This is a genomic window from Streptomyces sp. NPDC000878, from assembly GCF_053599695.1.
Genome location: NZ_JBSFMT010000030.1, coordinates 57488 through 80476 on the forward strand (window position 1 = coordinate 57488; position 22989 = coordinate 80476).

Annotated in this window: 17 protein-coding genes and 1 pseudogene; 6 read left to right on the forward strand and 12 right to left on the reverse strand. The window is 69.6% G+C overall.

Going from position 1 to position 22989, the window contains the following annotated elements:
* The first annotated feature begins 2 nt into the window (after positions 1 to 2).
* The 4 genes from ACWDR4_RS25575 (at position 3) to ACWDR4_RS25590 (ending at position 5324) form a co-directional block, all read left to right on the forward strand.
* Entirely contained in the window at positions 3 to 1040 is a 1038-nt protein-coding gene (locus tag ACWDR4_RS25575; protein ID WP_450411968.1) for an SPFH domain-containing protein, read from the forward strand.
* Positions 1041 to 1454: 414 nt separating this feature from the next.
* Positions 1455 to 2687 carry an alpha/beta fold hydrolase gene (locus ACWDR4_RS25580; RefSeq protein WP_450411970.1) on the forward strand — a complete coding sequence of 411 codons (1233 nt, stop codon included), beginning with the start codon at positions 1455 to 1457 and terminating at the stop codon, positions 2685 to 2687.
* Between the two features lie 718 nt (positions 2688 to 3405).
* Positions 3406 to 3870: a hypothetical protein gene (locus ACWDR4_RS25585; RefSeq protein ID WP_450411972.1), complete on the forward strand. Its 465-nt coding sequence runs from the start codon at positions 3406 to 3408 to the stop codon at positions 3868 to 3870.
* Positions 3871 to 3989: 119 nt separating this feature from the next.
* Complete coding sequence (locus ACWDR4_RS25590) at positions 3990 to 5324, forward strand: hypothetical protein (protein WP_450411974.1); 1335 nt, start codon at positions 3990 to 3992, stop codon at positions 5322 to 5324.
* 208 nt (positions 5325 to 5532) lie between these two features.
* Here the strand turns inward: ACWDR4_RS25590 and ACWDR4_RS25595 are convergent, their stop codons facing one another.
* From ACWDR4_RS25595 to ACWDR4_RS25605, 3 genes are all read right to left on the reverse strand, one after another.
* Positions 5533 to 6747: an alpha/beta fold hydrolase gene (locus ACWDR4_RS25595; protein ID WP_450411976.1), complete on the reverse strand. Its 1215-nt coding sequence runs from the start codon at positions 6745 to 6747 to the stop codon at positions 5533 to 5535.
* Positions 6748 to 6835: 88 nt separating this feature from the next.
* Positions 6836 to 8416 carry an AMP-binding protein gene (locus ACWDR4_RS25600; RefSeq protein ID WP_450411978.1) on the reverse strand — a complete coding sequence of 527 codons (1581 nt, stop codon included), beginning with the start codon at positions 8414 to 8416 and terminating at the stop codon, positions 6836 to 6838.
* A gap of 89 nt (positions 8417 to 8505) precedes the next feature.
* Entirely contained in the window at positions 8506 to 9834 is a 1329-nt protein-coding gene (locus tag ACWDR4_RS25605) for a hypothetical protein (RefSeq protein ID WP_450411979.1), read from the reverse strand.
* Positions 9835 to 10301: 467 nt separating this feature from the next.
* On the opposite strand from ACWDR4_RS25605, the gene ACWDR4_RS25610 reads away from it, so the two are divergent.
* Entirely contained in the window at positions 10302 to 10853 is a 552-nt protein-coding gene (locus ACWDR4_RS25610) for a DM13 domain-containing protein (RefSeq protein WP_450411981.1), read from the forward strand.
* Between the two features lie 7 nt (positions 10854 to 10860).
* Here ACWDR4_RS25610 and ACWDR4_RS25615 read toward each other — a convergent pair.
* From ACWDR4_RS25615 to ACWDR4_RS25655, 9 genes and pseudogenes are all read right to left on the reverse strand, one after another.
* Positions 10861 to 11408: pseudogene (locus ACWDR4_RS25615) on the reverse strand (PucR family transcriptional regulator); the annotation flags it as partial.
* A gap of 185 nt (positions 11409 to 11593) precedes the next feature.
* Entirely contained in the window at positions 11594 to 12424 is an 831-nt protein-coding gene (locus tag ACWDR4_RS25620; protein ID WP_450411983.1) for a hypothetical protein, read from the reverse strand.
* A gap of 772 nt (positions 12425 to 13196) precedes the next feature.
* A complete protein-coding gene (locus tag ACWDR4_RS25625; protein WP_450411985.1) occupies positions 13197 to 13520 on the reverse strand; it encodes an alpha/beta hydrolase domain-containing protein in 324 nt (107 codons plus the stop codon).
* Between the two features lie 465 nt (positions 13521 to 13985).
* Positions 13986 to 14915, reverse strand: coding sequence for a PDR/VanB family oxidoreductase (locus ACWDR4_RS25630; RefSeq protein WP_450411987.1), 930 nt, complete (start codon positions 14913 to 14915; stop codon positions 13986 to 13988).
* A gap of 13 nt (positions 14916 to 14928) precedes the next feature.
* Positions 14929 to 16383, reverse strand: coding sequence for a glutamine synthetase family protein (locus tag ACWDR4_RS25635; protein WP_450411989.1), 1455 nt, complete (start codon positions 16381 to 16383; stop codon positions 14929 to 14931).
* Positions 16384 to 16388: 5 nt separating this feature from the next.
* On the reverse strand, positions 16389 to 17747 hold the full coding sequence (locus tag ACWDR4_RS25640; RefSeq protein WP_450411991.1) for a Rieske 2Fe-2S domain-containing protein: 1359 nt from the start codon (positions 17745 to 17747) through the stop codon (positions 16389 to 16391).
* 46 nt (positions 17748 to 17793) lie between these two features.
* Positions 17794 to 19797 carry a primary-amine oxidase gene (locus tag ACWDR4_RS25645; protein WP_450411993.1) on the reverse strand — a complete coding sequence of 668 codons (2004 nt, stop codon included), beginning with the start codon at positions 19795 to 19797 and terminating at the stop codon, positions 17794 to 17796.
* Positions 19794 to 21506, reverse strand: coding sequence for a gamma-glutamyltransferase (locus tag ACWDR4_RS25650; RefSeq protein ID WP_450411995.1), 1713 nt, complete (start codon positions 21504 to 21506; stop codon positions 19794 to 19796). Before ACWDR4_RS25650 ends, ACWDR4_RS25645 begins: the two co-directional genes overlap by 4 nt.
* The gene (locus ACWDR4_RS25655; protein ID WP_450411997.1) at positions 21503 to 22162 is read right to left on the reverse strand and encodes a cyclase family protein; all 660 of its coding nucleotides are present in this window, start codon (positions 22160 to 22162) and stop codon (positions 21503 to 21505) included. The genes ACWDR4_RS25650 and ACWDR4_RS25655 overlap by 4 nt, the downstream gene beginning before the upstream one ends.
* A gap of 137 nt (positions 22163 to 22299) precedes the next feature.
* Between ACWDR4_RS25655 and ACWDR4_RS25660 the strand changes: the two genes are divergently transcribed.
* On the forward strand, positions 22300 to 22989 hold the full coding sequence (locus ACWDR4_RS25660; RefSeq protein ID WP_450411998.1) for a GntR family transcriptional regulator: 690 nt from the start codon (positions 22300 to 22302) through the stop codon (positions 22987 to 22989).

The window sequence follows — 22989 nt, forward strand, 5'->3', positions numbered from 1 at the left end:
CCATGGAAACCTCAGCGTTCCTCATCACCGGCCTGATCGTCGCGCTGATCGCGGTTTTCACCGTGGTGCGGGCAGTCCGAATCGTGCCCCAGGCACGCGCTCGCAATGTCGAGCGACTCGGCCGCTACCACCGGACCCTGGACCCCGGCCTCAGCCTCGTCATCCCATTCATCGACCGAGTTCATCCGGTGATCGATCTGCGGGAACAGGTTGTTTCCTTCAAACCGCAACCGGTCATCACCGAGGACAACCTGGTCGTCGAGATCGACACGGTGCTCTACTTCCAGGTGACCGACCCACGAGCGGCTTTCTACGAGATCGCGAATTTCCTTCAGGGGGTCGAACAGCTCACCGTGACCACCTTGCGCAACGTCGTGGGATCCATGGATCTGGAGAAGACGCTCACCTCGCGGGACACCATCAACAGCCAGCTCCGTGGTGTGCTGGACGAGGCCACCGGAAAGTGGGGGCTGAGGGTCAACCGGGTGGAGATCAAGGCCATCGACCCGCCGCAGTCCATCAAGGACGCGATGCAGAAGCAGATGCGAGCGGAGCGGGACAAGCGGGCCGCGATTCTCGGGGCCGAGGGGCAGCGCCAGTCGCAGATCCTCACCGCCGAAGGTGACAAGCAGGCCGCGGTCCTGCGCGCGGAGGGTAACCGTACCGCTGCGATCCTCCAGGCAGAGGGCCAGTCCCGGGCCATCGACGAGGTGTTCCAGGCCGTACATCGCAACGACCCCGACCCCAAACTGCTCGCCTACCAGTACCTTCAGACGCTGCCCCAACTCGCGCAGGGCTCGGGCAACAACTTCTGGGTGATCCCCAGCGAGATCACCTCCGCGCTCCAGGGCATGTCCCGCGCCTTCACCGAGGTGCTGCCCCAGTCGCCGGCCACCCGCGAGAAACCTTCGGACGACATGGTCGCCCAGGCCGCCAACGACAAGGCCCAGGCCGCCGAAGCCGCTGCCGAGGCCCTCGCCGAAGCAGCAAAGGCCGAGCGCGTCACCCCCGATACCCTTCCGTCCCACCCGCCTCGCTGACGGCAGGCGGGCGGTGTCTCCACCTGCGCTACTCCGACACAGGAAGTCTCTGAGCACCTGACCAGCTGGCAATCGCCGCTCGTCAACCCTGCGCAGCTTGAGTGATGCCCGGGCGTAGGGCCTGGCCGCAGTGGCCGGCGCGACGGCCGCCACCCTTCAACTGCTCGGCCATGTCCACGAATTCCCAGCGCCCTGAACCCTGAGACCCGCGCGGTGACCCGCTGCAGCACCAGCCGATCCGTGAACGGGTCACCACGATCCCGCAGTTCGAGTTCCGGGCCGCCGGTGCCGACGGCCCTGCCGACGACGGTGGGGAAGCCGTCGCAGGCAGGCGGCTCAGCGTCCGGCCGGGTGTCGGCGTGCACCTGGATCGTTCATGTGTACGCCGGTAGACGGGAGTTGTACGATGCAAAGGTGGAGGGGGACACGTATCGCTTCGGGGAGTACGAGCTTGACCTCGCTCGTCACCAGCTCCGTCGGGCTGGCGATCCGGTCCATGTCGAGCCCCGGGCCCTGGATCTGCTGAGCCATCTGGTCGAGCACCGGGACCGGGTGGTGTCGAAGAACGAGCTGCTCGACGAGGTGTGGGGGGACCGGTTCGTCAGCGAGGCCGCGCTCACCACTGCGCTGCGGACCGTGCGCCTGGCTGTGGGAGACAGTGGCAGCCGACAGCAAGTGATCCGCACGGTGCACCGGCGGGGATACCAGTTCGTGGCTGCGGCGATGGTCATCGGGGCGGACACATCCATCGGCTCTGCCCGGGAGACAGACCTGAAGGCGCCGGTGGTCGGCGGACCGCTGGGCCCTGATCGTCAGACCATCCGGTTCTGCCGGGCCGACGACGGCACCCGTATCGCCTATGCCTCCGTCGGCGCGGGGCCGCCCCTGCTCAAGGCGGCCAATTGGATGACCCACCTCGACCTTGAGTGGACGACTCCGGTGTGGGCGCACTGGCTGGGCGGCCTTGCCCGTAACCGTGGCCTGATCCGCTACGACGAGCGCGGGTGCGGCCTCTCGGACTGGGTGGTGCCCGGCTTCACGTTTGAGGACTGGGTCGACGACCTGGAGACCGTGGTCGAGGCCGTGGGGCTCGACAGGTTCCCGCTGCTCGGGGTGTCGCAGGGCGGTGCGGTGGCGGTGGCCTATGCCGTGCGCCATCCGGAGCGGGTCAGCCGGCTGATCCTCGCCGGGGCCTACGCCCGAGGACGGCAGGTCCGGGCCCGAAGCGAGACCGAGAGCGCCGAGGCGGCCCTCGACCTGGATGTGGCCCGGGTGGGATGGATCCACCAGGACCCCAGATTCCTGCGGGTCTTCGCCTCCCAGTTCCTGCCCGACGGCACACCGGAGGACTGGGACGAGTTCACCGCCTTCCAGCGGCAGACGACCTCGCCGGCCAACGGGGTCCGTTTCCTTGAGGAGTTCGCCCGGATCGACGTGTCCGACATCGCCCACAGAGTGGCCTGTCCGACGCTGATCCTCCACTCCCGCGACGACGAGCGGGTGCCGGTCTCGCAGGCCAATGAGCTGGCCTCTCTCATTCCCGACAGCCGGCTGGTCCTGCTCAAGAGCCGCAGCCACCTGCTCACCGCGTACGAACCGGCCTGGGACGAGTTCCTGTCGCACGTCGACGCCTTCCTGACTGAGTGAGCCGCGTGGCCTCAGCAGTCGTCGGCCAAGGCGGCGCCGAGCTGGGGCAGGTGGCCGGCCGCCTGCGGGCCGAGGGGTCGGCGGGCGGCCACCAGGACCCAGACGACCGTGACCGCGTCATCAACGACTCGGGCCGACGAAGTCGGTCCTGGCGGCCTGGCGTGCGGGGCGGCGAAGCCAGCGGCCGCAATCTTCGCCGGTGACGGCGACGTCCTGATCTTCCCGCGCCATGTGTGGGCTGCCCTGAAGGTTGCTCAGCCTGATTCCCCGGGCAGGCCCACGCCGGCCTGCGGGCGGGCTGCGGCATCATGCGCCGACCAGCCGTGTCACCGGTGCGGGCCGATGGTGGGGATGAGTGATCAGCCCGCCCCGTAGACCGGTGTTGCGATCTCCGGTTGTCTGCTGTTTCCGGTGTTCGGCGACCCGCATTGCGGCCCCGCGGAGGAGAACATCCGGGCAGCCTCACACACCCCCGTTTGCGTCCGGCCCGCCGGACGCGGTGCACACGCGCCTCGTCAACCCGGCTCGCCCATGAGGGAAGCGCCCTCAGCCCACCCTCAGACATGCCTCAGACATGCCTCAGACCTCCACCAAGCCTTGCCGATCGGCGAGCCCGATGCTGGAGAAGTGCCGGGCCGAAGAGCAGCCGTGAGGGCGTCTCCCCCCAGCCCGGCACTCACCTCAGACACGAGACACACACGAGAGAGAAGGACAGAAGATGCGACTCGACAACACCAGGACGTCCGGCCAGGCCCGGACTCGCCGGGGGCTGGCGCTGCTGATCGCGACGGGGGCCGGGCTGGGCTCCCTGCTGCTGGGAACGCTTCCGGCGCAGGCCAACGACACCACCAAGACGGTCGCGGCGGACGGCCAGTCGATCACGTTCGCCACGAGCGACAGCAGCCGGAGCGTCAACGGCAACGTCACCTTCGTGGTGAAGGCGGACGGCAACTGGTCGATCGCGGGAAGCGGGCACAACTCGAACCTGCTCGTCCGCACCTTCCACTGGACCTGTGACCTGACGTGGGGTGCGGCAGAGGTCTCGCACTCGACCGGGAAGAAGGCCGTGCCCGGCAAGAAGACCCGCAGCATCAGCTCGGCGGCGTACGACCCCGCCATCCAGGCGGACTTCGCCGACATCGCCGCCAGCGGCAGGGCCGACTGCGACATCGTCATCGGCTAGTCGCACACCGATCGCACAGGCCGGCGCGATGCCGGCCCGGCAAGACCACCGGCGTCCGTGAAGCCGTTCGACGGCTTCACGGACGTCATTTCGGAACACCACAGGGGGAACCCAGACACATGATCACTCAGCGCTACGGCGACCTGGAGGTCGCCTACACCACGCAGTGGCACGCGAACACGTACCCGTACTTCCAGGCCGGAGTCCCCGCGGGGGACGGGCAATGGCGCGCCCTGGGCGCCGTCTTCGCGAACAATGCATTTTCGACGACGTGGCCGGGCGGCGAGTTCGGAGGGCTCCTGGTCAAGGACCTCTCCTCCGGTCAGGACCTGCTCCGGCCGCCCGTGGACTTCCAGAAGGTGGGCCGTTTTGACCCCTGGACGTCCCGCGACGCCGACATCTGGCGGCCCGTCCCGCCCGCCGGCTACGTCGCCCTGGGAGACGTGGTGACCATGCACACGAGCGCGGGGGCTGTCAAGCCCCGCGTCTCTGAGTTGGGCCTCGTGTGCGTCAAGCAGGTGCACGAAGGACGCGCCTATGTACGCCGCGGCGAACTCGGTCGGCTCCCGCTTCGGGTAAATGGCTCGGGGGAGGCTCTCTGGGCCGTCACGACCCCGCTGTTCCCGGCGGACGACACCGAGGAGCATCTGCTCCTGCCGGCCGCCACCTTCAGCTGCGGCCCTGATGTGCAGCACGCGCCGACGGCCGTGACCTGGGTGCTGGACCTGCCGGCCGCCGTCGACAAGACCGGCTACGCCCCGGAGATGACCCTGACGTCCTACAACCCGCCCCCGGCACAGTCGATCGTCACCGACCGGACCGTGACCGTGCCGTATCACATGGTCAAGGACGATGGGCGCACCGAGGCGTGGAAGGTGGAGAACTCTCCCTTCTACAAGATTCAGCGCAAGCGTCAGTACGATCTCGTCCGCCACGTCGACTACCGGGGCTCGGGCAGCGGGACGATCCTCGAGGAGATCCAGCAAGGCGTCTCGGAGGAGAGGGGGCAGGAGTTCTCGCAGAACGTCGGGATCTCCGTCAGCGTCACCGCGGGCGTGGAGGCGTCGGCCAAGCCCTTCGGCATGGGGGCCAGCTCCTACGCGGAAGCCACGGTGAGCGCGTCCCTCGAACTCGGGTACGCCTCGCGCTACAGCGTGTCCACCTTCGAGAACAAGGCGGTGAGCGTGTCGTACGACGTGCCCGCCGACCATGCCGGCGCACTGTGGACCGACACTCATCTGCTGGTCCCGATCCGGGGCGACGCCACCCTGGTCACCAGCGCGAACCTGAAGCTGAACTCCGGCTACTACGTGGGCCGCACCTTCCCGCACCTCGACGCCACCAAGATCGTCGTCGCCCGCAAGTTCTCGGACGAGGAGATCAAGGCCGCACAGGACATGGGGATCGACCCCAAGATCCTGACCGAATCCGACGTCACCGAGATCCAGCAGTAACCGTCACCTGGCGGGCAACAGGGGCCCACCGGCCGACGCTGTGCCGGTGGGCCCTCGCCCGTCGCTCATCTCTTCCCGGCATGGCCATGGACTGTGCGACCGCCACACCCACCGGAGCGCGGACCGGCATCCGCACGCAGTCGCCGATACGGCCGTGTGCCGCGCCCCGCGGGGCCCTCCTGTCGTCGCGGGCGTTTCGTCTGCCGGGCTACTCGGAGAGGAAGTTGTCCAGGTGGGTGAGGAAGGTGGGCCAGGCCGGGTCGTCGGCGGTGAACAGGTGGTTGCGGCTGTCGAGCAGGATCAGCCGGCTGTCGGGGATGAGCGTGGCCAGTTCCAGGGCCTGTGCGACGGGGACGCGCGCGTCGTCGCGGGAGTGGATGATCAGCGTGGGGCAGGTCACGTCGTGAGCGATGCCGGAGACGTCGATGCGGGTGAACTCCTCCAGGAAGCGCAGGCCGTTGGCGGGCGAGGTCGTCTGGCGCTGGTAGGCGGCGAACGCGTCCCACTCCGCGGGAGTGGCGTCGGCGAGGAACTGGGAGGCGAAGTAGCGCAGGAAGCTGCTGTCCTGCGAACGCCATCCGGCGCGGGCGATGTTGAGGTCGACCTCGGCGGCATCGCGCTCGGCGTCGCTGCCCGCGCGGATCTGCTGTCCCCGGGCATAAGCGGAGGTGAGGATCAGATGACTGACCCGCTCGGGGCGAAGCGCGGCGTAGGCCACCGCCACCGCGCCGCCCTGTGACACCCCGAGCAGGGGGAATCGGTCGAGGCCGACGGCATCGGCCACGGCATCGAGGTCGGCGACCAGGTTGTCGAGGGTGAAGCTGCCCATGTCCCACGAGGAGAGGCCGCAGCCCCGCTCGTCGTAGCGGATGAGCTGCCGGCCGCGGGTGAGACCGTCGAACCAGTGGGCCCACATCGGGTTGGTCCGGTCGAGGTCGAGGTGAGTCAGCCAGTTGGCGGTCTTCACCAGGGGCGGGCCCTCGCCGGTGAGCGCGTAGGCGATGCGGGTGCCGTCGGCGGACCGGCAGAACCGGATGACCTCGTGGTCCGCCTCCGTTCCTGCCGGGACGCCGGGGGCCGTGGGCATGGCGGCCGGAGTGGTGGACGCCACCGTCGTATGCGAGACGAACCGATAGCCGTGCGGGTGCACGGCGCGAATCAGCTGCTGCCGTGTGTCGCTGTCACCGATCGCGAGACGGGCCGTGCGCAGGACGGTGGCGAGTGCGGCCTCGCTGACCGCGTGTCCGTGCCCCATCCGGTCGCGCAGTTCTTCTTCGGGCACGACGCGGCCGCGGTGCTCGACCAGGTGGCACAGGAGGTCCAGGGCCTGGGGCTCGACGTCGACCCCCTGTCCGTCATGGCTGAGTCGACGACGGTCCGCGTCCAACGCGTACTGCCCGAACCGGTAAACCGCGCTGCCCACACGAAAACTTTACAACATCCCTTCAACCTGAGGGAGTTGGGGGCTCCCACGTCGTCCCAGACGCCGGGCCCGCGAGCACGGACACCGCTCAGGAGCGCGCCGGCTCCCGTTCCCGCAGCTGCCGCCGGAGGATCTTCCCTGAGGCCGCCTTCGGTACCGCCTCGATGAACTCGACCCGGCGGATCCTCTTGTACGGGGCGACCTGCCCCTCGACGTGGGCCATCACCGCGGCGGCGGATATCGGCACCCCCGTCACGGGCACCACGAACGCCTTGGGTATCTCGTTGCCCTCCTCGTCGCTGACGCCGATCACGGCCGCGTCGGCGATGCCGGGATGCTGCACCAGGATGGCTTCGAGCTCGGCCGGCGCCACCTGGTAGCCCTTGTACTTGATGAGCTCCTTGACCCGGTCGACGATGAACCAGTTCCCGTCCTCGTCGACCCGGCCGATGTCCCCTGTGTGCAGCCAGCCTTCGGCGTCGACGGTCGCGTCGGTGTCCTCCGGGCGGCCGAAGTAGCCCTTCATCACCTGTGGCCCGCGGATCCACACCTCGCCCGGTTCGCCTTCCGCGACGTCCTGCCCGGTGAAGGGATCGACCAGGCGTGCCTGCGTCGACGGGAGCAGGTGCCCGACGCACGCGACGGGCTCGTCGAGGTTGCCGTCGGCGTGGATGTGTGAGGCGGGGGACAGTTCGGTCATTCCGTACGCCTGCCCGACCTCCACGCCCAGCCGGTCGGCCACCGCCGCCTGCAGCCCGGCGTCGAGTGGTGCCGCCGCGCAGATGACGCGCCGCAGATGCGACAGGTCCAGGTTTCCGACGGCGGGGTGCTTGGCCAGCGCCAGCATCACCGGCGGTGCGACGTAGGCGTGGGTGATGCGGTCGCGCTCCAGGCTGGTCAGGAACGCGTCGAGATCGAACCGCGCGTGCACGTACACAGTCGCGCCACGGTGCAGCGCGCTGTTGACCAGTGCGGTCAACCCGAAGATGTGGAAGAAGGGCAGGACCGCGATGACGCGGTCGTTCTCACCGACCCGATGCAGTCCGTTCAACTGTTCCAGATTGGTGCACAGGTTGCGGTGGGTCAGCATCACGCCCTTCGGCACGCCCGTCGTACCGCTCGAATACGGCAGCACGGCGACGTCCACGGCGGGATCGAGCTCGAACGCTGGCACGTCGCCGTCGCTCAGCAGCTCCAGCACCGAACGGTGACCGTCCGCCCTGTCACAGACCAGGATCTCGATGCCCCGGCCGGTCTGCCGCCGGACCAGCTCGACCGCGGCCCGCGCGGTCTCGACCAGCGCTGACACGCTCACCATCAGCCGGGCCTCGGAGTCGATCAGCTGCTTGGCGATCTCGGCGGGTGTGGCCAGCGGCGACAGCGTGGTCACCGTGGCTCCCGCGGTGGTGCTGGCGTAGAGGACCACGGGGAACAGAACAGTGTTCGGCGAGTGCAACGCGATCACGGCGCCCTTGCCGATGCCCTCGGCGGCGAGGCCCGCCGCGATCCCCCGGACCAGCGCGGCCAGTTCGCCGTAGCTGAGCGTCCGTCCGCCCGCCACGTCCACCAGGGCCGGCCGCGTTCCGCGCCGCGACGCATCGCCGAGCACCCATTCATGGAGGGGACGGTCGACGACGGCGACATTCGGGTACTTGCTCTTGTAGATCATCGGAACTCCGTTTCTCGGTTTGCCGTGCTGGTCACAACAGCAGGGACACACCCACCTGTCGGTATGCCCCTGCTGTCGCCAGGCGGGTGTTACTGGGTGATCTCGGTAACGTCGGCCAGGGTCTTGAGGTCGACGCCCAGTTCCTCCGCGGCCTTGAGTTCCACGTCGGAGACCTTGCGAACGACGGACACCTTGGAGCGTGCGGTCTCCGGGAAGGTGCGGCCCACGTACGAACCGGAGTCGCCGGCGTTCAGCCTCAGGTTCGCGTTGGTGACCAGGGTGCCGTCACGGCGGATGGGTACCAGCTGGTGGGTGTCGGTCCACAGGGCGCCGGCATGGCCTGCGGGCACGTCGAACGTCACGCCCACGCTCTTGTTCTCGAAGGTGGACACGCCATAGCGCGTGGTATAGCCCAGTTCGAGCGATGCGCTCACCGAGGTTTCCGCGGAGACGCTCGCACCCACACCGAAGGGCTTGGCCGATGCTTCCACGCCCGTCGTGACGCCGACGGTGATCCCGGTCGTGAGGGCGAACTCCTCCCCCCTCTCCTGTGTGACGCCCTCCTCGACCGTCTCGGCGATCTGCCCGCTGCCGGCGCCCCGGTAGTCGACGTGGCGGATGAGTTCGTACTGGCGCTTGCGCTGAATCTTGTAGAAGGGGGAGTTCTCCACCTTCCACGCTTCGGAGCGTGCATCGTCCTTGACCATGAAGTAGGGCACGGTCACGGCCCGGTCGGTGACGATCGCCTGGGCCGGGGGCGCGTTGTAGGACTCCAGCCGCAGTTCGGGGGCGTAGTCGGCCTTGTCGACGACGGCCGGCAGGTCCAGCACCCAGGTCACGTCCGTCGGCCCCTGCGGGGTGGCGGGGCCGCAGCTGAACGTACCGGCGGGCAGGAACAGGTGCTCCTCGGTGTCGTCGAAGGGATACAGCGGGGGCGTGATGGCCCACAGGCCCTTCCCGTTGCCGTTCGTCCAGAGGGGAAGGCGGCCGAGTTCCGCGCGGCGTACGTAGGGGCGTCCGTTGTGCTCCTTCTTCACGCACACGATGCCCAGGGCGGAGGCGTCGGGCTTCGGCGGCCCCTGCCCGAGCAGAGACAGGTTCGCTACGTCTCCCAGGGCCACGTATCCGGCCGGCGGGACAGGACGCCACATTTCGACCTTGATCGTGCCCAAGGAAAAGAAGGGGAAAGTGCCCACGTGCTGGAAGCCGACGGGCGGCTTGAGCAGGTCCTGGTCGGCAGAGCGGTCCTGGACTACGAGTCCGCCGTACAGGCCCTGCCAACTCGACGTCATACCGCCCCCGTAGACGCTCCCCAGCGTGCGCCACGCCCCGGTCCGGGAAACGGTTGCGGCATAGAACATGTCGTTCCATCGGGTGGTGTAGCCGATCTCCAGGTCGCCGTAGCGTTGAGTGATCATCTGATGGTCCCCCTGTGGGTCATCCGGCAGGGTCACGCATGTCAGGCCCTTGCCGGCTCGGTCGTCGGTGTTTTGTGGGGCCGGCGGCGCCGGCCCTGCGCGAAACAGTCGGAGAGGCCTGTCGCAGCGCGTGGTTCCGATCGTCGGGCCTGCCGCCGGGCCACCGCTTGGCGGAACTCTGAGGCTTTTCTGAGGAGAGGCTGAGGGCAGGTGAAGAAGGCGAAGGACGGCAGGGGCATCCAGGCCACCGTTCCGGACAACCGCGACCTGGTCCCGACCGGCCGGTGCATGGTCTTCGTGACCGGCGACAGGGGACACCGGTCAACGCGTTCTAGGTGAGGGGGCCCTGAGCCGACGGATGTTCCGGCCGCAGCGATGTAAGAGTTCCGGCATCTCTCCGGACGCCTGTGACGGCCGCATCTCCTCTTGAATGAGGACGGACAGGGAACTCTCAAGGGGCGCGGCGCGTGCGGAAGTTGTCGGGCAGGTTCTGGTTCATCGGGGTACTGGTGGTGGCCGTCGCCGGGGTCGGCTTCGGGCTGTACTGGTTCCAGCCGTGGGAGCTGTGGCAGGACGAGACGGTGCAGGAGGCGTTGCCCGGCGTGGCGGAGGCGTCCGCCACGCTTGCGGCGGCACCGTCCGGGTCACCCTCCGTGCAGTCCGTGCCGGACACGCTGGCAGGCGGTGAGCTCATCAGCCACGAGCATGCGACGTCAGGCACGGTGAAACTCGTCCGGCTGGCCGACGGCACACACGTCGTCCGGTTGGAGAACCTCGACACCAGCAACGGTCCTGACCTGCGCGTGTGGCTGACCGACGCGCCCGTGAAGGAGGGTGTGGCCGGCTGGCGTGTATTCGACGACGGGGAGTACGTCAGCCTCGGCAGGCTGAAGGGCAACAAGGGCAGCCAGAACTATGCGGTGCCCGAGGACGTCGACCTGTCCCGGTACAGCAGCGTCAGCATCTGGTGCGACCGCTTCGACGTCTCCTTCGGCGCCGCCGAACTCGCCCAGGTCTGACCGGGATTCAGAGGTCCTTGGCTGGCCAGTCCAGCAGACGGGCGCCGATCACCGCGGTCTGGAGCATGTAACGGTGCCTGGGATCGGCCGGGTTGGCGCCGGTGAGCTTGTGGATGCGTGCCAGGCGGTAGGTCAGGGCCCGCACGCTGCGCGTGAGGCGGCGGGCGGCCTCGGCGGCGACACACCCGGAGTCGAAGTGGATGGTGAGCGTGTCGAGGAGGGGCTGGGCGCCGCCGCGGGCCGTGGTGAGCGGGCCGAGGGTGTCGACGACCAGGTCGGCCATGGCTTGGCGGTCGCGGGTGAGCACGGGGTGGACGAGGATGTCGGCTGCGCGGAGTACGGGGTCGCCGAGTACGGGGCGTCGAGGGCGAGGCGTTCGGCGAGTTCGAGGGTGTTGAGTGCTTCCTTGTAGGACTGGACGACACCTCACGGGCCGGGCTGGGCGTGGCCGGTGGCGATCCGCCCGGCGTCCGTGGCGGCGTGCGCCGGCTTGGCGAAGTGGCTGAGTACCTCGTCCTGGTGGCCCGGGGGGATGCACAGCAGTCGGCCGTCCCTCGGCCAGGCCGAGTTCACGCGTTCCGTGCGTGTTTCATTTCGAACCCACCGCCACAGCCGTCGCGGCAGTTGGTTCGGTCAGTACGCTCACCCCTGTCGCCCGGACGATGCCCAGCCAAAGCGGCGGAGTGTTCGTGGAGGCTCCTTGGCAGGCTGCCCGCAGCGATGTCCGAAAGTACGTCTCCTTATGTGAAGCCGCCGGGTTGGTCCTTGGCCCACCACAGGAAGGCGGCGGCGTGTTGCTGGTTGGCGAAGCCTTCGCCGACCAGGGTACGCAGGACGTCGTTGCTCCAGAGGATCAGCCGCCCGAGCGTCCAGTTCACCGACTCAGGTGCCGGCAGCTCCAGGCCGTAGACCATCCGCGCGATCTCGCGCTTGCCGCCCGCCTCCGTCCTGTACTTGAGGATCGTCAGGAACCGGTCGGGCTGCATCACGCAGAGAACCCTCGTGAGGAGGGCTTCTTTGAAACCGGTCATGGCGAACGACTTGGTGCCGTCCAGCAGTTGCTGCAGCCGGTCTTCGAGCGGCACGTCGTCAGGCCCGTACAGGAGGTACTCGATCGTCTTGCGGGTCGCCTCTCCGGCCGCGGTGTCACCCATGGTGTTCCAGACGGAGTTGAAGGTGGCCTGGTTGCCGGGGCGGGCTCCGACGTCGGAGTTGGCGAAGTCCTTGAGGAGCCTCGGGTCGCAGGTCCGCAGCCCGTCGGGAGAGAAGATCTCCTGGTACTTCGCCCAGTAGGCCGCTACCGCGGGGTCGAAGTCCGGCCTGGTGGCGAGGTACTGCGCCTTGAGCCGGGCAGTGCGTTCCAGCAACTCGGGCTCGACGTCCTCGGGTTTGGGGAAACGGGCTTTGAGGTCGTTGAAGGAGTGGGACAGCATCGTCTTCGGGGCGGCGGGCGCCCCGTGTTCCCACGCGTAGCCACACCGGTGTTTGACGACGCGTCGTCCGTCATCGAGGGTGCGGACCACCTCGATGTCCTCGTCTTCACTGCACAGCGGGCACATGGCCAGCCCCATGGTCTCCCCCGTTTCAACGGTGGTTGCGTCCCACCGTGCGCCAGTGCCTTCTTCGCATTAGGGCCGCATTGTTGCATCTGGCGTGGGCGGGCGGGATGTCGTGTCAGTCAGTCAGATCACAGAGGGCACATGCCGATCGAGAGCGCGTACGTCCATGGCCGTGCGGCCACCGTCGGGCAGTTTCACGTGCGGGCCTGCGATCGGTCATTCGAGCAACACCGGCAGCGTCTGGGCCGGTACGGCAACGACCTGGCCGGCCGCTTCACTGAGCTGCCCCGAGTTTCGTAGCGTCCGGTGGCCGCTCCGGAGGCGGTATGGGTCGACATGGGCTGTGCCACGCTGTCCGCCATGAAGTACGCGACGGTCCGGGGACTGGCCTTGCCCGCACAGCTGACTTCCCTGCTCGATCAAGGCCGGTGGCGTCATCCCGGTGACGCCGAGATGGCGAGCCTGATCCCGTGGTTCGGGAGCCCGATCGACTTCCTTACGGCCAGGGGCCAGATGGAACGGGAGTCCGGCCTTCCCGGTGCGAGGCCAGTGGCACCGATCGGACCGCCACCTGGACTGACTGCCGCGGGCGTGCAGGCAGGGCTTCACCCACGCCGAAGCCAGGACTCGCTCACGCGGAGTCCCTGCCCTGGGAGGTAGGCTCCGGGGTTGTCCTTACGGAGGTTGGTGGATACGAATCGGGACAACCCGGACAGGGTGGTTCGGTTGTCGTTTCTCGGGTGAGGGCTGTGGGGCCCTCCCCGTTCCCGCCGCTCCGCTGCTGCTAAGGGATCTCCAACTCCCGTGCCTCGCTCCGCAGGTCCTCGGCGTCCTCCGCGAGGAGCCGGTCCGCGGCGATGAGTTCGTCCAGGCGGCTTTCGAAGCGCCGGAGGTAGTCGGCGGAGTCCCGGTACAGTTCCCGCAGTTTCGCCGTGTCGAACGGCTCGTCGCTGCCGATCGCCACCCACTCGACCAGGTGGTGCAGGCCCATGTTGAACAGCTCGAAGTGCGGCAGGCTGTTCATCTTCGGGCCGAACGAGACGTCGTCGTCGGGGAAGTTGGCCTTCCACAGCGACACGTCGTTGTACGGCGCCTGCCGGGTGCCCATGTGGGGGACGCCGGCCAGTTAGTGGAGGCGGAACCGGTCACCGGGCTTGTCACTGTCCTCGCGACGGTACCCGCGCCCGGGCCCTCCATGTGCAGGGACTCGTAGTGCTGCGGATCGGACGCCTTCACACGCAGGTCCTTCAGTGGCGACCTCACCCCGGCCGTCACGAACGTGGGGGCCGACAAGCGAGGGGGACGCGACGTGGACCGGACAAGACAGCGCGGGCCCTACGCGAAGACGGCGGCCCGGCGGGCGGACATCGTATCTGGCGGAGATCCTGCGCGGGCATCAGAAGGCGCCCGAACTGATGCGGCTGTGGGCGGAGTTGACCGCCTCGGCCTCGCGCCCCGGCCATCCCGCTCACCCGTACTTCGTCGAACGCAATGACCGAGTGCACGCCTACACGGTCCGGACCATGCGGGAACGTGCGGCGCGGGGCGGGCCGGGAGTTCCGGCGGGCAGGTCCTAGAGGTCCAGCTCCAGCACCGCCGACGCGGAGCGGCTCACGCAGATCATCATCGTGGTGGCGGTGGCGCGTTCGGACGGGTCGAGCACCGTGTCGCGGTGATCCGGTACCCCGGCCATGACCGGTGTCTCGCAGCTGCCGCAGTAGCCCTCCTCGCACGAGTACGGCACGGCCGGGAGCAGCTCCCGGACGACGTCCAGCACGGAACGGTCCGCGGGCACGGTCGTACGCAGTCCGGAGCGGCACAGCACGACCTCGAACTCCGTCTCCGTGCCGGTGACTTGTGTGCCGTCGTCGCCCGGGGCGAAGCGTTCTGTGTACGCCGTGGGGCACAGGGACAGCACCGTGTCGAGCATCGGCGTCGGCCCGCAGGCGTAGACCGCGTGACCGGGCGGAGCGGCGGCGATCTCGGTGGCCAGGTCCGGGAAGCCCGCCTCGTCCTGTGGCACGAGCAGTACGCGGTTCCCGCCCCATTCCAGGAGGTCTTCGGCGTACGCCAGGCGGGAGCGGTCCCTGGCGCCCAGGACCAGGCGCCAGGGCAGGCCGTGCGTGGTCAGCTCGCGGGCCATCGGGAGCAGTGGGGTGATGCCGATGCCGCCGGCCAGCAGGAGATAGCCCTTCGCCGGGAGCAACGGGAACCGGTTGACCGGGCCTCGCACCTCCAACTCCCGCCCCACCAGTGCCGTGTCGTGGATCTCCCGTGAGCCGCCGCGGCTGTCGGGCACCCGGTGCACGGCGATCGTCCACGTGCCCTTGTCCGCGGGGTCGCCGCACAGGGAGTACGCGCGGCGCAATCCCGAGGGCAGGGTGAGGTCGATGTGGGCTCCCGGCTCCCACGGGGGCAGAGTGCCGAAGTCGGGCCGGGTGAGCTGGAGTTCCAGCACATCGCGGGCGATCCAGCGGGCCTGCCGGACCAGTAGAGGTCCCATGGGCGGTGAGGGGTCAGAAGACACGGAAGTACTCCCGTTGTTCCCAGTCGGTGACCTCCTGCTCGAAGCGGGCGATCTCCGCGCGCTTGATGCCGGCGTAGTAGGACACGAAGTCCTTGCCGAGCCGGGCCGCCAGGCCCTCGTCCGCCTCCAGCGCGGTCAGTGCCTCGCCGAGCGAGCGCGGTAGCGGCTCGGCGCGGGTTGCGTATGGCTCGTCCGCTGCCGGGCCGGGATCGATGTCGCCCGCCACCCCGTCCAGGCCGGCGGCAAGTTGGGAGGCGAGGTAGAGGTAGGGATTGGCTGCTGGCTCACCGATTCGGTTCTCCAGCCGTGTCGATGACGGTCCGTCACCCAGGACACGCACCATCGCCCCTCGGTTGTCACGCCCCCACACCGCGCGGTCGGGGGCCAGGGACAGGGACCGAAACCGCTTGAAACCGTTGAGAGTCGGCGTGGAGAACGCGCTCGTCGCCCGTGCGTGCCGCAGCAGCCCGCCGAGGAAGGCGGTGCCGTACGGCGACAAGGGCGGCCGTACGGACGCGGCGCCGTCGGATCCGCCGTCCGCTGCCGCCTCGGGGGCGAAGACACCGACGCCGTCACGCAGCACGCTCTGGTGCAGATGCCAGCCGCTGGAGAACACCCCGGGCAGATGGGGGCGGCACATGAAGGTGGCGTGGTGGCCGTGCCGGGCGGCTACCTGCTTGACCGCGCCGCGCAGCAGCACCATCGCGTCGGCCGTGCCGAGACCGTCGGCGGGCTGGAGGGTCAACTCGACCTGGCTCGGCCCGAATTCGACCTCCATGCTGCGCAGCGGCAGCCCCAGCCCCTCGATGTTCGCGCGCAGGACGTCGAGGATGGGGTCCAGCTCGTCGTACCGCAGCTCGCTGAGGTACTGGTAGCCGTGGTTGAGCATGCCGACCTCGGGGGCCGAACCCGGCTGGCCCAGATCTCCGGGGCCCAGGCGCGGATCGGTGAGCCGGAAGAGGTGGAACTCCACCTCCAGACCGGTGCGGTAGGTCAGCCCGCCCGTCTGCTCCAGCACCGAGCGCAGCAGCCCGCGCGTGCACAACGGCACCGGCGCTCCGGTGGTGAAGCGCAGATCGCACAGCAGCCAGCCCGTGCCCGGCGACCAGGGCAGCATCCGGAACGTCAGCGGGTCCGGGACCATCACCATGTCGGCGGCGCCCCGCAGTTCGGGCAGCCCGAGCGGGGTCTCCTTGGTGAAGAGAGGGAAGACGGTCCGCCCCGAGGTGTCCTTGGCGAGCAGCGACGAGGCGATGCCGGTGCCCTCACGCAGCACGTTGGGCAGTTCCCCCACGGTGACGGTCTTGCCGCGCAACAGCCCGTGCTGGTCGGCGAAGACCAGGCGTACGACCTTCATGCCGCCGCTCTCGGCGCGCTCGCGTATCTCCCCGGCTGCCGCGGTCTGTTCGGGGCTCCACAGGCCGTGGCGCTCGATGAATCCCACGTCGCTCAGCCGTCCGTTCCGACGGGCTGCGCCCAGCTGCTGTCGGCGCGCTGCTTGGCGGTGGCGGCGGCCCAGTACTCCTGCCAGCCTTCGGTGGGGCCGATGCCGTCGAGCGTGACCGGCCCCTGGAGCTGCTCCGCCTCCTCGGGCGGCAGCACCAGCGGCGGGTTCTCACCACGCTCCACGGCAGAGATGGCCTCGCCGAGCATCCGCCGGTACATCACGATCGCCTTGTCCGTGCGGCCCAGATGCTCACGCGTACGGTCCTGGACGGCTCCCTGGCCCTCGACCGCCCACTGGTCGTGCACGTTGATGTCGGTGCCGAGACCGGTGTACGTCGTCGTGCGCTGTTCCTCCGGGTCGTAGCCGTAGTTGTTGGTACGGCCGAAGCGTGGGCGGTAGTCGGGCAGGGTGACCGCGCCGACCCGCTGCCTACGCATCTCCTCGGCGTCCACCGGACCGCCGACGCTGGTGAACAGGGCATACCAGTACGAGGAGTTGTCGTCGATCGGCACGTGCCACTGAGTGATCGCCGTCTCCGCGTCGAGCGGGATGTGGAAGGCGTGCGGGAACACCTGGTGCGTGACGCGGACATGGGTGCGGCTGCCGTCCATCGCCCGGCCCTGGGTGTCGGTGCCGTCCAGGGTGCGCAGGGCGGTGATGCGGATGCCGTACGGGGTGCGCACGGCGTCGATGTCGGGCCGCCCGTACTCGCGCAGGATCTTCGTCATCGGCAGGTCCGTGCCCCGGGAGGCGGCCCGGAACTGCTTGCCGTAGCTGTCCTCGGGGTCCTCGTCCTGGAAGAAGCGGTGGAGGTAGGAGGCGTGGGCGGGGTCGATGCCGACCTCCAGGGCCTGGAGCCAGTTGCACTCCAGCAGGCCCTTCCAGGCGAAGGCGTGGTCGGCGGGGGCCCGGAAGCAGTCCAGGGCTGGGAGTTCGGGCGGTTCGCCGGGGCCGAGATAGCCCCAGATGATCCCGTTGATCTCGCGCACCGGGTAACTGCCCAGGCGTACACGGGACTTGAGCGGGCTGCCGACCGGTTCGGCGGGCGTGTCCAGGCAGGTGCCGTCGCGGCCGAACAGCCAGCCGTGGAAGCAGCAGCGCAGGCCGCCGTCCTCCAGCCGGCCGAGCGCCAGGTCGGCGCCACGGTGCGGGCAGCCGCGGTCGACCAGGCCGAGTTCGCCGTCGTCGTCCCGGAACAGGACGAGGTCCTGGCCCATCACTCTGGGCGCCACCAGGGGCCGTACGCCGTCGAGTTCCAGTTCCTCGCTCAGGGCGATGGGCTGCCAGTAGCGGCGCATCCACTCGCCGGCCGGGGTGCCCGGGCCGGTTCGGGTGAGCCGTTTGTTCTCTTCCTCGCGCATCAGAAGCCCTTCCGAGGTGTCACAGAGGGTGGGTGCGGGAACGGGGTCAGCCGCAGCAGTGGTCCGTCGGCGTCACGGACGACGGCTGATTCGGCGTGTGGGACGGCTGCACGGGCGTGTTGGACGGCTGCTTCGGCGTGTGGCAGGAGACCGGCGCGGGCACGTCCAGGGCCGGGTTGCGGTCGAAGAAGCCGTCCGGCTCCAGCCGTAGCCGTGCCTTGGCCACCGGCATCACCGGCCACTCCTCGGGGCGCGGGAAGTGGTGGGAGCCGATCGTGGCCCACAGCACCAGGTCGGTGCCGTCCAACGAGCGGTTCTCCTCCTGCCACTTGTGCACACCGTCGGCGCCCGGCTCGGCCTGGTTGGGGTACTCGCCGGCGACGAACCGCCGGTCCGGGTCGTAGGCCGTCGCCCACAACTGCCGCCCCACGAACGGGGCTCGGCGGGCACACACACTGTCCTCGCGCACCGGCAGCACCGCCGTGTTCTCCAAGTGCACGCGGTACGCGGTCGGTTCGCCCATCCGGTTGCGGGCCTCGGTGCTCTCCACCCGCCAGTGCAGGGCCCGGGAGGGGTCCGTGCTCCGGGCGCCCTCCGCCTCGCTGAGGATCGGACGCAGTACCGTCCGGGCGGCGTTGCCGTACGGGTTCAGCTCCGGGTCCGGCTCGGGCTCCGCCGTGACCTCGACCAGACGGTTGCCGGTGCCGTCCACCGCCATGTCCAGGCGTACGGCGAAGAAGTGCTGGTGGTTGGTGACCGCGACGTTCGGGGCGACCCGGCGCGCGTACGGGGTCTCCTCGTCCTCCGTGACGCCGGTCGCGGAGAGGATGCCGGTCATCTTGATCTCCAGCATCACCGAACCGTCCTGGTACAGCGACCAGTAGAAGCCGTAGTCGTAGTTGGCGACCGTGGCGAACGCCGAGATGATCAGCCGGCGGGAACGGCGGACCTCCGTGCGGCCGGTGCGGCCGTCGTGGTGCTTCCAGAGGATGCCGTCGTCCTCCTCGTGGACGCAGACGGCGTTGGGGATGAGCCGGGGGACGCCGTCGCCACCGAGCACCGCCGCGTCGAAGTACTGGATGACGCCGAGGCAGTCGCAGCCCAGGGCAAGGGAGTTGGTGAGCGGGCCCGCGCCGTACTCGCCCCAGTCGAAGAAGTTCTTGCGGTACTGGGTGGAGGCGGTGTCGAAGTAGGGGACGTACATCTCGTTGACCGCCGCACGCCGGATCACCTGCCGCGGTCCCTTCCCGGCCGCGTCGAAGGTCAGGTCGTGCAGCACCAGGCCCTCACGGTGGCTGAAGCCGACCCGCACCGACCAGCCCTGCCAGTCGAGCCGTTGACCGGTGACGGTGAAGCTGGGTCCGTCGGGCTGGACAACCTCCAGCGGCTTCAGGCCTGTTCGTTCCGGCACGACGCCCGCGCCGAACACCCCGGACTCCTCCGACAGCGGCACGATGCCGTGGTCCTCGATGTGCAGGATCTCCATCGACTCCATGTCGATGATCGGTACGACGCCCTGGACCGGGCGTGCATAGCCGTTGTCGTCCTCGGAGGTGCGGTGCCAGACGCTGCCCCAGGTCAGCCGGCGCCCGGGGTACTCGGGTGGTTCGAAGCCGCCGATCGACTCCGGGTCCACCATGACCAGCGACACGTCGTGGATGCCGCGCAGGGCCAGTGCCTCCCTGAAGCGCGGGTCGGCCCGGCACATGGCGGCGGCCTGGCGGGCCTCCTCGGAGGAGCAGCCCGGGCTGCGTACGTCCAACTCCTGCCAGGCGGTGCTCTGCGGCTTGTCGCCGAGTTCGAGGGCGACCTCGTAGGCGATGTGCGCGGAGGGGCAGATCACGACTGCGCGGGCCCGTCTCGGATCGCCCGGGGTGGCGTGGCGGGCGTGGTCCTCGTCCAGGGCCACGCCCCAGAAGCGGGCGTCCTCGGTGACCCGGGTGTCCGCCTTCAACACCGTGACAGCGGCGGCCAGTTCGGTGACGTCGAGTGGGTCCAGCGGGTGTGGTGCGTCGGTCGCCGGTACGGGTTCGGGGGCGAGGGTGCTCATGCGGGTGTTCCTTCCGGGAGGGGGATTGCCGGGCCGCCGCACAGCACGGTGCCGCCGTCGGCGCGTGGATCGGCGGCACCGTCGAGGCGGCCGTCGGCGGACAGTCGTACGACCTGGGTGTGGCCGGCCAGATCGGTGCGGCCGGGCGCGACGACGACCGGTAGCCCCGGCGGGAGCGTGGCCGTGGTGGCGGGGGCCGCCCCGGGCTCGGCCAGCAGGGTCTGTGTCTCGTGGCCGATGTCGCGGGCGCCGACCACCCAGCGTGGGCGGTCCAGCACGGTGGCCGGATCGGCGTCGGGGTCCATCAGGGAGGGCACGGTCTGGGCGAGGATCTGGGGCTGGGCCCGGCCGCCCTGGCATCCGGCGGCAAGGAGCAGGTCGGCTGAGCGGCCGAGCACGGGGCAGAGGGTGTGCGGGGGGCGTAGGCCGGGGCCGATGAGTGCCGGGTGGCCGGGGTCCAGGCTGAACGCCGAGCCGCGGTTGTGCAGCACGATGCCGGTGGCTGGGTCGCAGATGCCGGAGCCGAAGGTTTGGTAGACGCTCTGGATCAGGGAGATCGCGAGGCCGGAGTCGTCGACTGCCGTGATGGCTACGGTGTCGCCCGCCGGGCGGGAGGGGGGTTTCGGTGGTTCGGCTCCGGCTAGCGGGGCGGGTCGTAGCAATCCGTCGAGGTCCGGCTGTGAGCCGCGTGGGTCGCCGAGGAGTCGGTCGCGGGCCGCGGAGGCGTCTTGGCAGAGGGAGGCCAAGAGTTCCGCTGGATAGGTGGGTTGTTCGCTGCGGGTCGGTGGGGGCTGGTCGCGCAGTTTCCCGCGCCCCTGAAGGGGCGCTTCACTGGACGGGAGTTCATAGGTCCCGTTCAAGACACCGGTCCCGTGCAAGGCCACGGTTCCGCTGGGGACACCAGCCCGCTCCCGCTCGGGAAGCTTCGCTGCCGCGTCCAGTATCGCCAGCAGCGTCGCGCCCTGGCTTGGTGGGGGAGCCGCCCACCAGCGGGTGTCGGCTGTGTCCAGTACCAACGGCTCGACCGTCTCCGGCCGGTGGGCCGCCAGGTCGGTAGCCGTCAGTGGGCTGCCTGCCCGGCGCAGGCCGTCGGCGAGGGCCTTGGCCACTGTTCCTCGGTAGAAGGACCAGGGATCGTCGGCCAAGTTCCGTAGTACGGCGGCCAATTGTGGCTGGGGGAGCGGGGCGCCCTCCGTGAGTGGGGTTCCGTCAGGGTCGGTGAGCAGGGCGGTGAGTCCGGGGTCCGCCGCGATCTGCTCGGCGCGCTCGCTCACCGCCCGGGCCAGGCCCGCCGAGACCGTGGCGCAGTTCTCCGCCAGTTCGGCCGCGTCCCGGAGTGTGGATGCGAGGGCGCCCGGAGTGCCGTAGGACTCGGCCAGGGCCGCCCAGCCGGCCACCACGCCGGGCACGGTCACCGTCTGCGGTCCCTGTGCGGGCATTCGTCGGTCAGCCGCCCGAAGCGCCTCGACGTCCACGTTCTGCGCGGCGGCTCCGGCCGACACGATCGCGCGTACGGTCCCGTCGGGGGAGTGGACGAGGGCGATCAAGTCGCCGCCCAGGGAGCACTGGTGGGGGTAGACGACGGTGAGGGCCGCGGCTGCGGCCAGCGCCGCGTCCACCGCGTTGCCGCCACGCTCCGCCGCTCGGCGGGCGGCAGCCAGCGCCGCAGGGTGCGGTGCGGCGAGGATCAGCCGGGAGCCGGCGCTCATGCGTCGTCCCGGGGCAGGAGAACCGTCCGGGACGGGGCTGCCTCGGCGCCCTGCAGCGGCAGGGGGAGCGAGAGCATGTCGTAGACGCCCGCCGGTGTGTGCAGCAGGTCGACCACTTCGAGGATCAACACCTCGGCGGCACACAGGAGTTGGTGGGTCTCCCAGTGGGTGGTGTAGGCGACCGCCTCGATGCTCAGGTAGTCGATGCCTGCCGTGCGCACCCCGGCTTCTATGAGGCGTTCCGCGCCGTCGGGGGCCAGGCCGACCCACTCCCTGGCCTTCCACGGGCTGCGCAGCACGCCCTCCGAGTTGCTGGTGCGCAGCAGCACCCGCTCCTCGTCGCCCAGGCCGGCCGCGTCCAGGTCCGCGGCGGTGATCTGCTCCTTCACATGGGTCAGGTCGAGGACCCTCGCGGTGCCGTTGAGCGCGGACAGATCTAGCTGGTCGACGGTCTTTCCGCCGTCGATGAAGTGGGCGGGTGCGTCGATGTGGGTGCCCGTGTGGGCGCCGATGCGCCAGCGGCTCACGTTGGACGGGTCACCGGCGGTCCGGGACTCCACGATCTCCATCTCGGGACGGCGGCCCCAGTGCAGCATTCCGGGGTGGATGGGGACGGACACGTCGATGGCCTTGGCGAAATCCAGGATCATGTTCATGCTGTGCTCCTATTGGATGCGGATATCATGGAAGTGGATCCAATAAGTGATGGCTGTGGATGCCCTCGGGTGCATGGGAAACTGCTCCACCACCGCGCACCCTCCGACCGACCCCGAGAAGGGCTTGACCGACTCCGATGACGCCCCAGACAGACGAGGGCCCCCTCGTCGACGACATCGCGGCCCGCATCCGCGCGCGGATCATGAACGGCGAACTGGCGATCGGCAAACCGCTGCGCCAGGCGGCACTGGCCGCCGAGTTCGGGGTCAGCCGCACTCCCGTGCGCGAGGCGCTGCGGCAGCTCCAGAACGGCGGCCTGATCGAGATGCAGCCCCACCGTGGCGCGGTGGTCCGGGTGCCCGCACCCTGGGAGGTGCGCCAGGCCTACGAGGTGCGCGCCGAGCTGGAGGGCCTGGCCGCCCGGCGTGCCGCCACCCGCATCACCGAGCGCCAGCTCGCCGAACTGCGCGAGCACAACGCGGTCCTGCACGAGGCCGCGGAGCGCGAGGCCGGTGGCAGCCCCGCCACCACCGCCGCCAACGACTGCTTCCACACCGTTGTCTGCGTGGCGGCCGACAACCCGTGGCTGAGCCGGATGATCGACCGCATAAACGAGAGCTTCCCGCGCAACGTCTCCTCGCTCGCCCTCGCCGGCGACGAACGTCACCGGCAGGAGAACATCCGCCAGCACGAGGCGATCATCGAAGCCCTGACCGCCCGCGACCCCGACCGTGCCGACGACGCCATGCGCGACCACGTCATCAGCTCGGGCGAGCATCTGACGGCCTGGTACGAGCGCCGTTCCCAGACCGTGTTCCACGGCTGA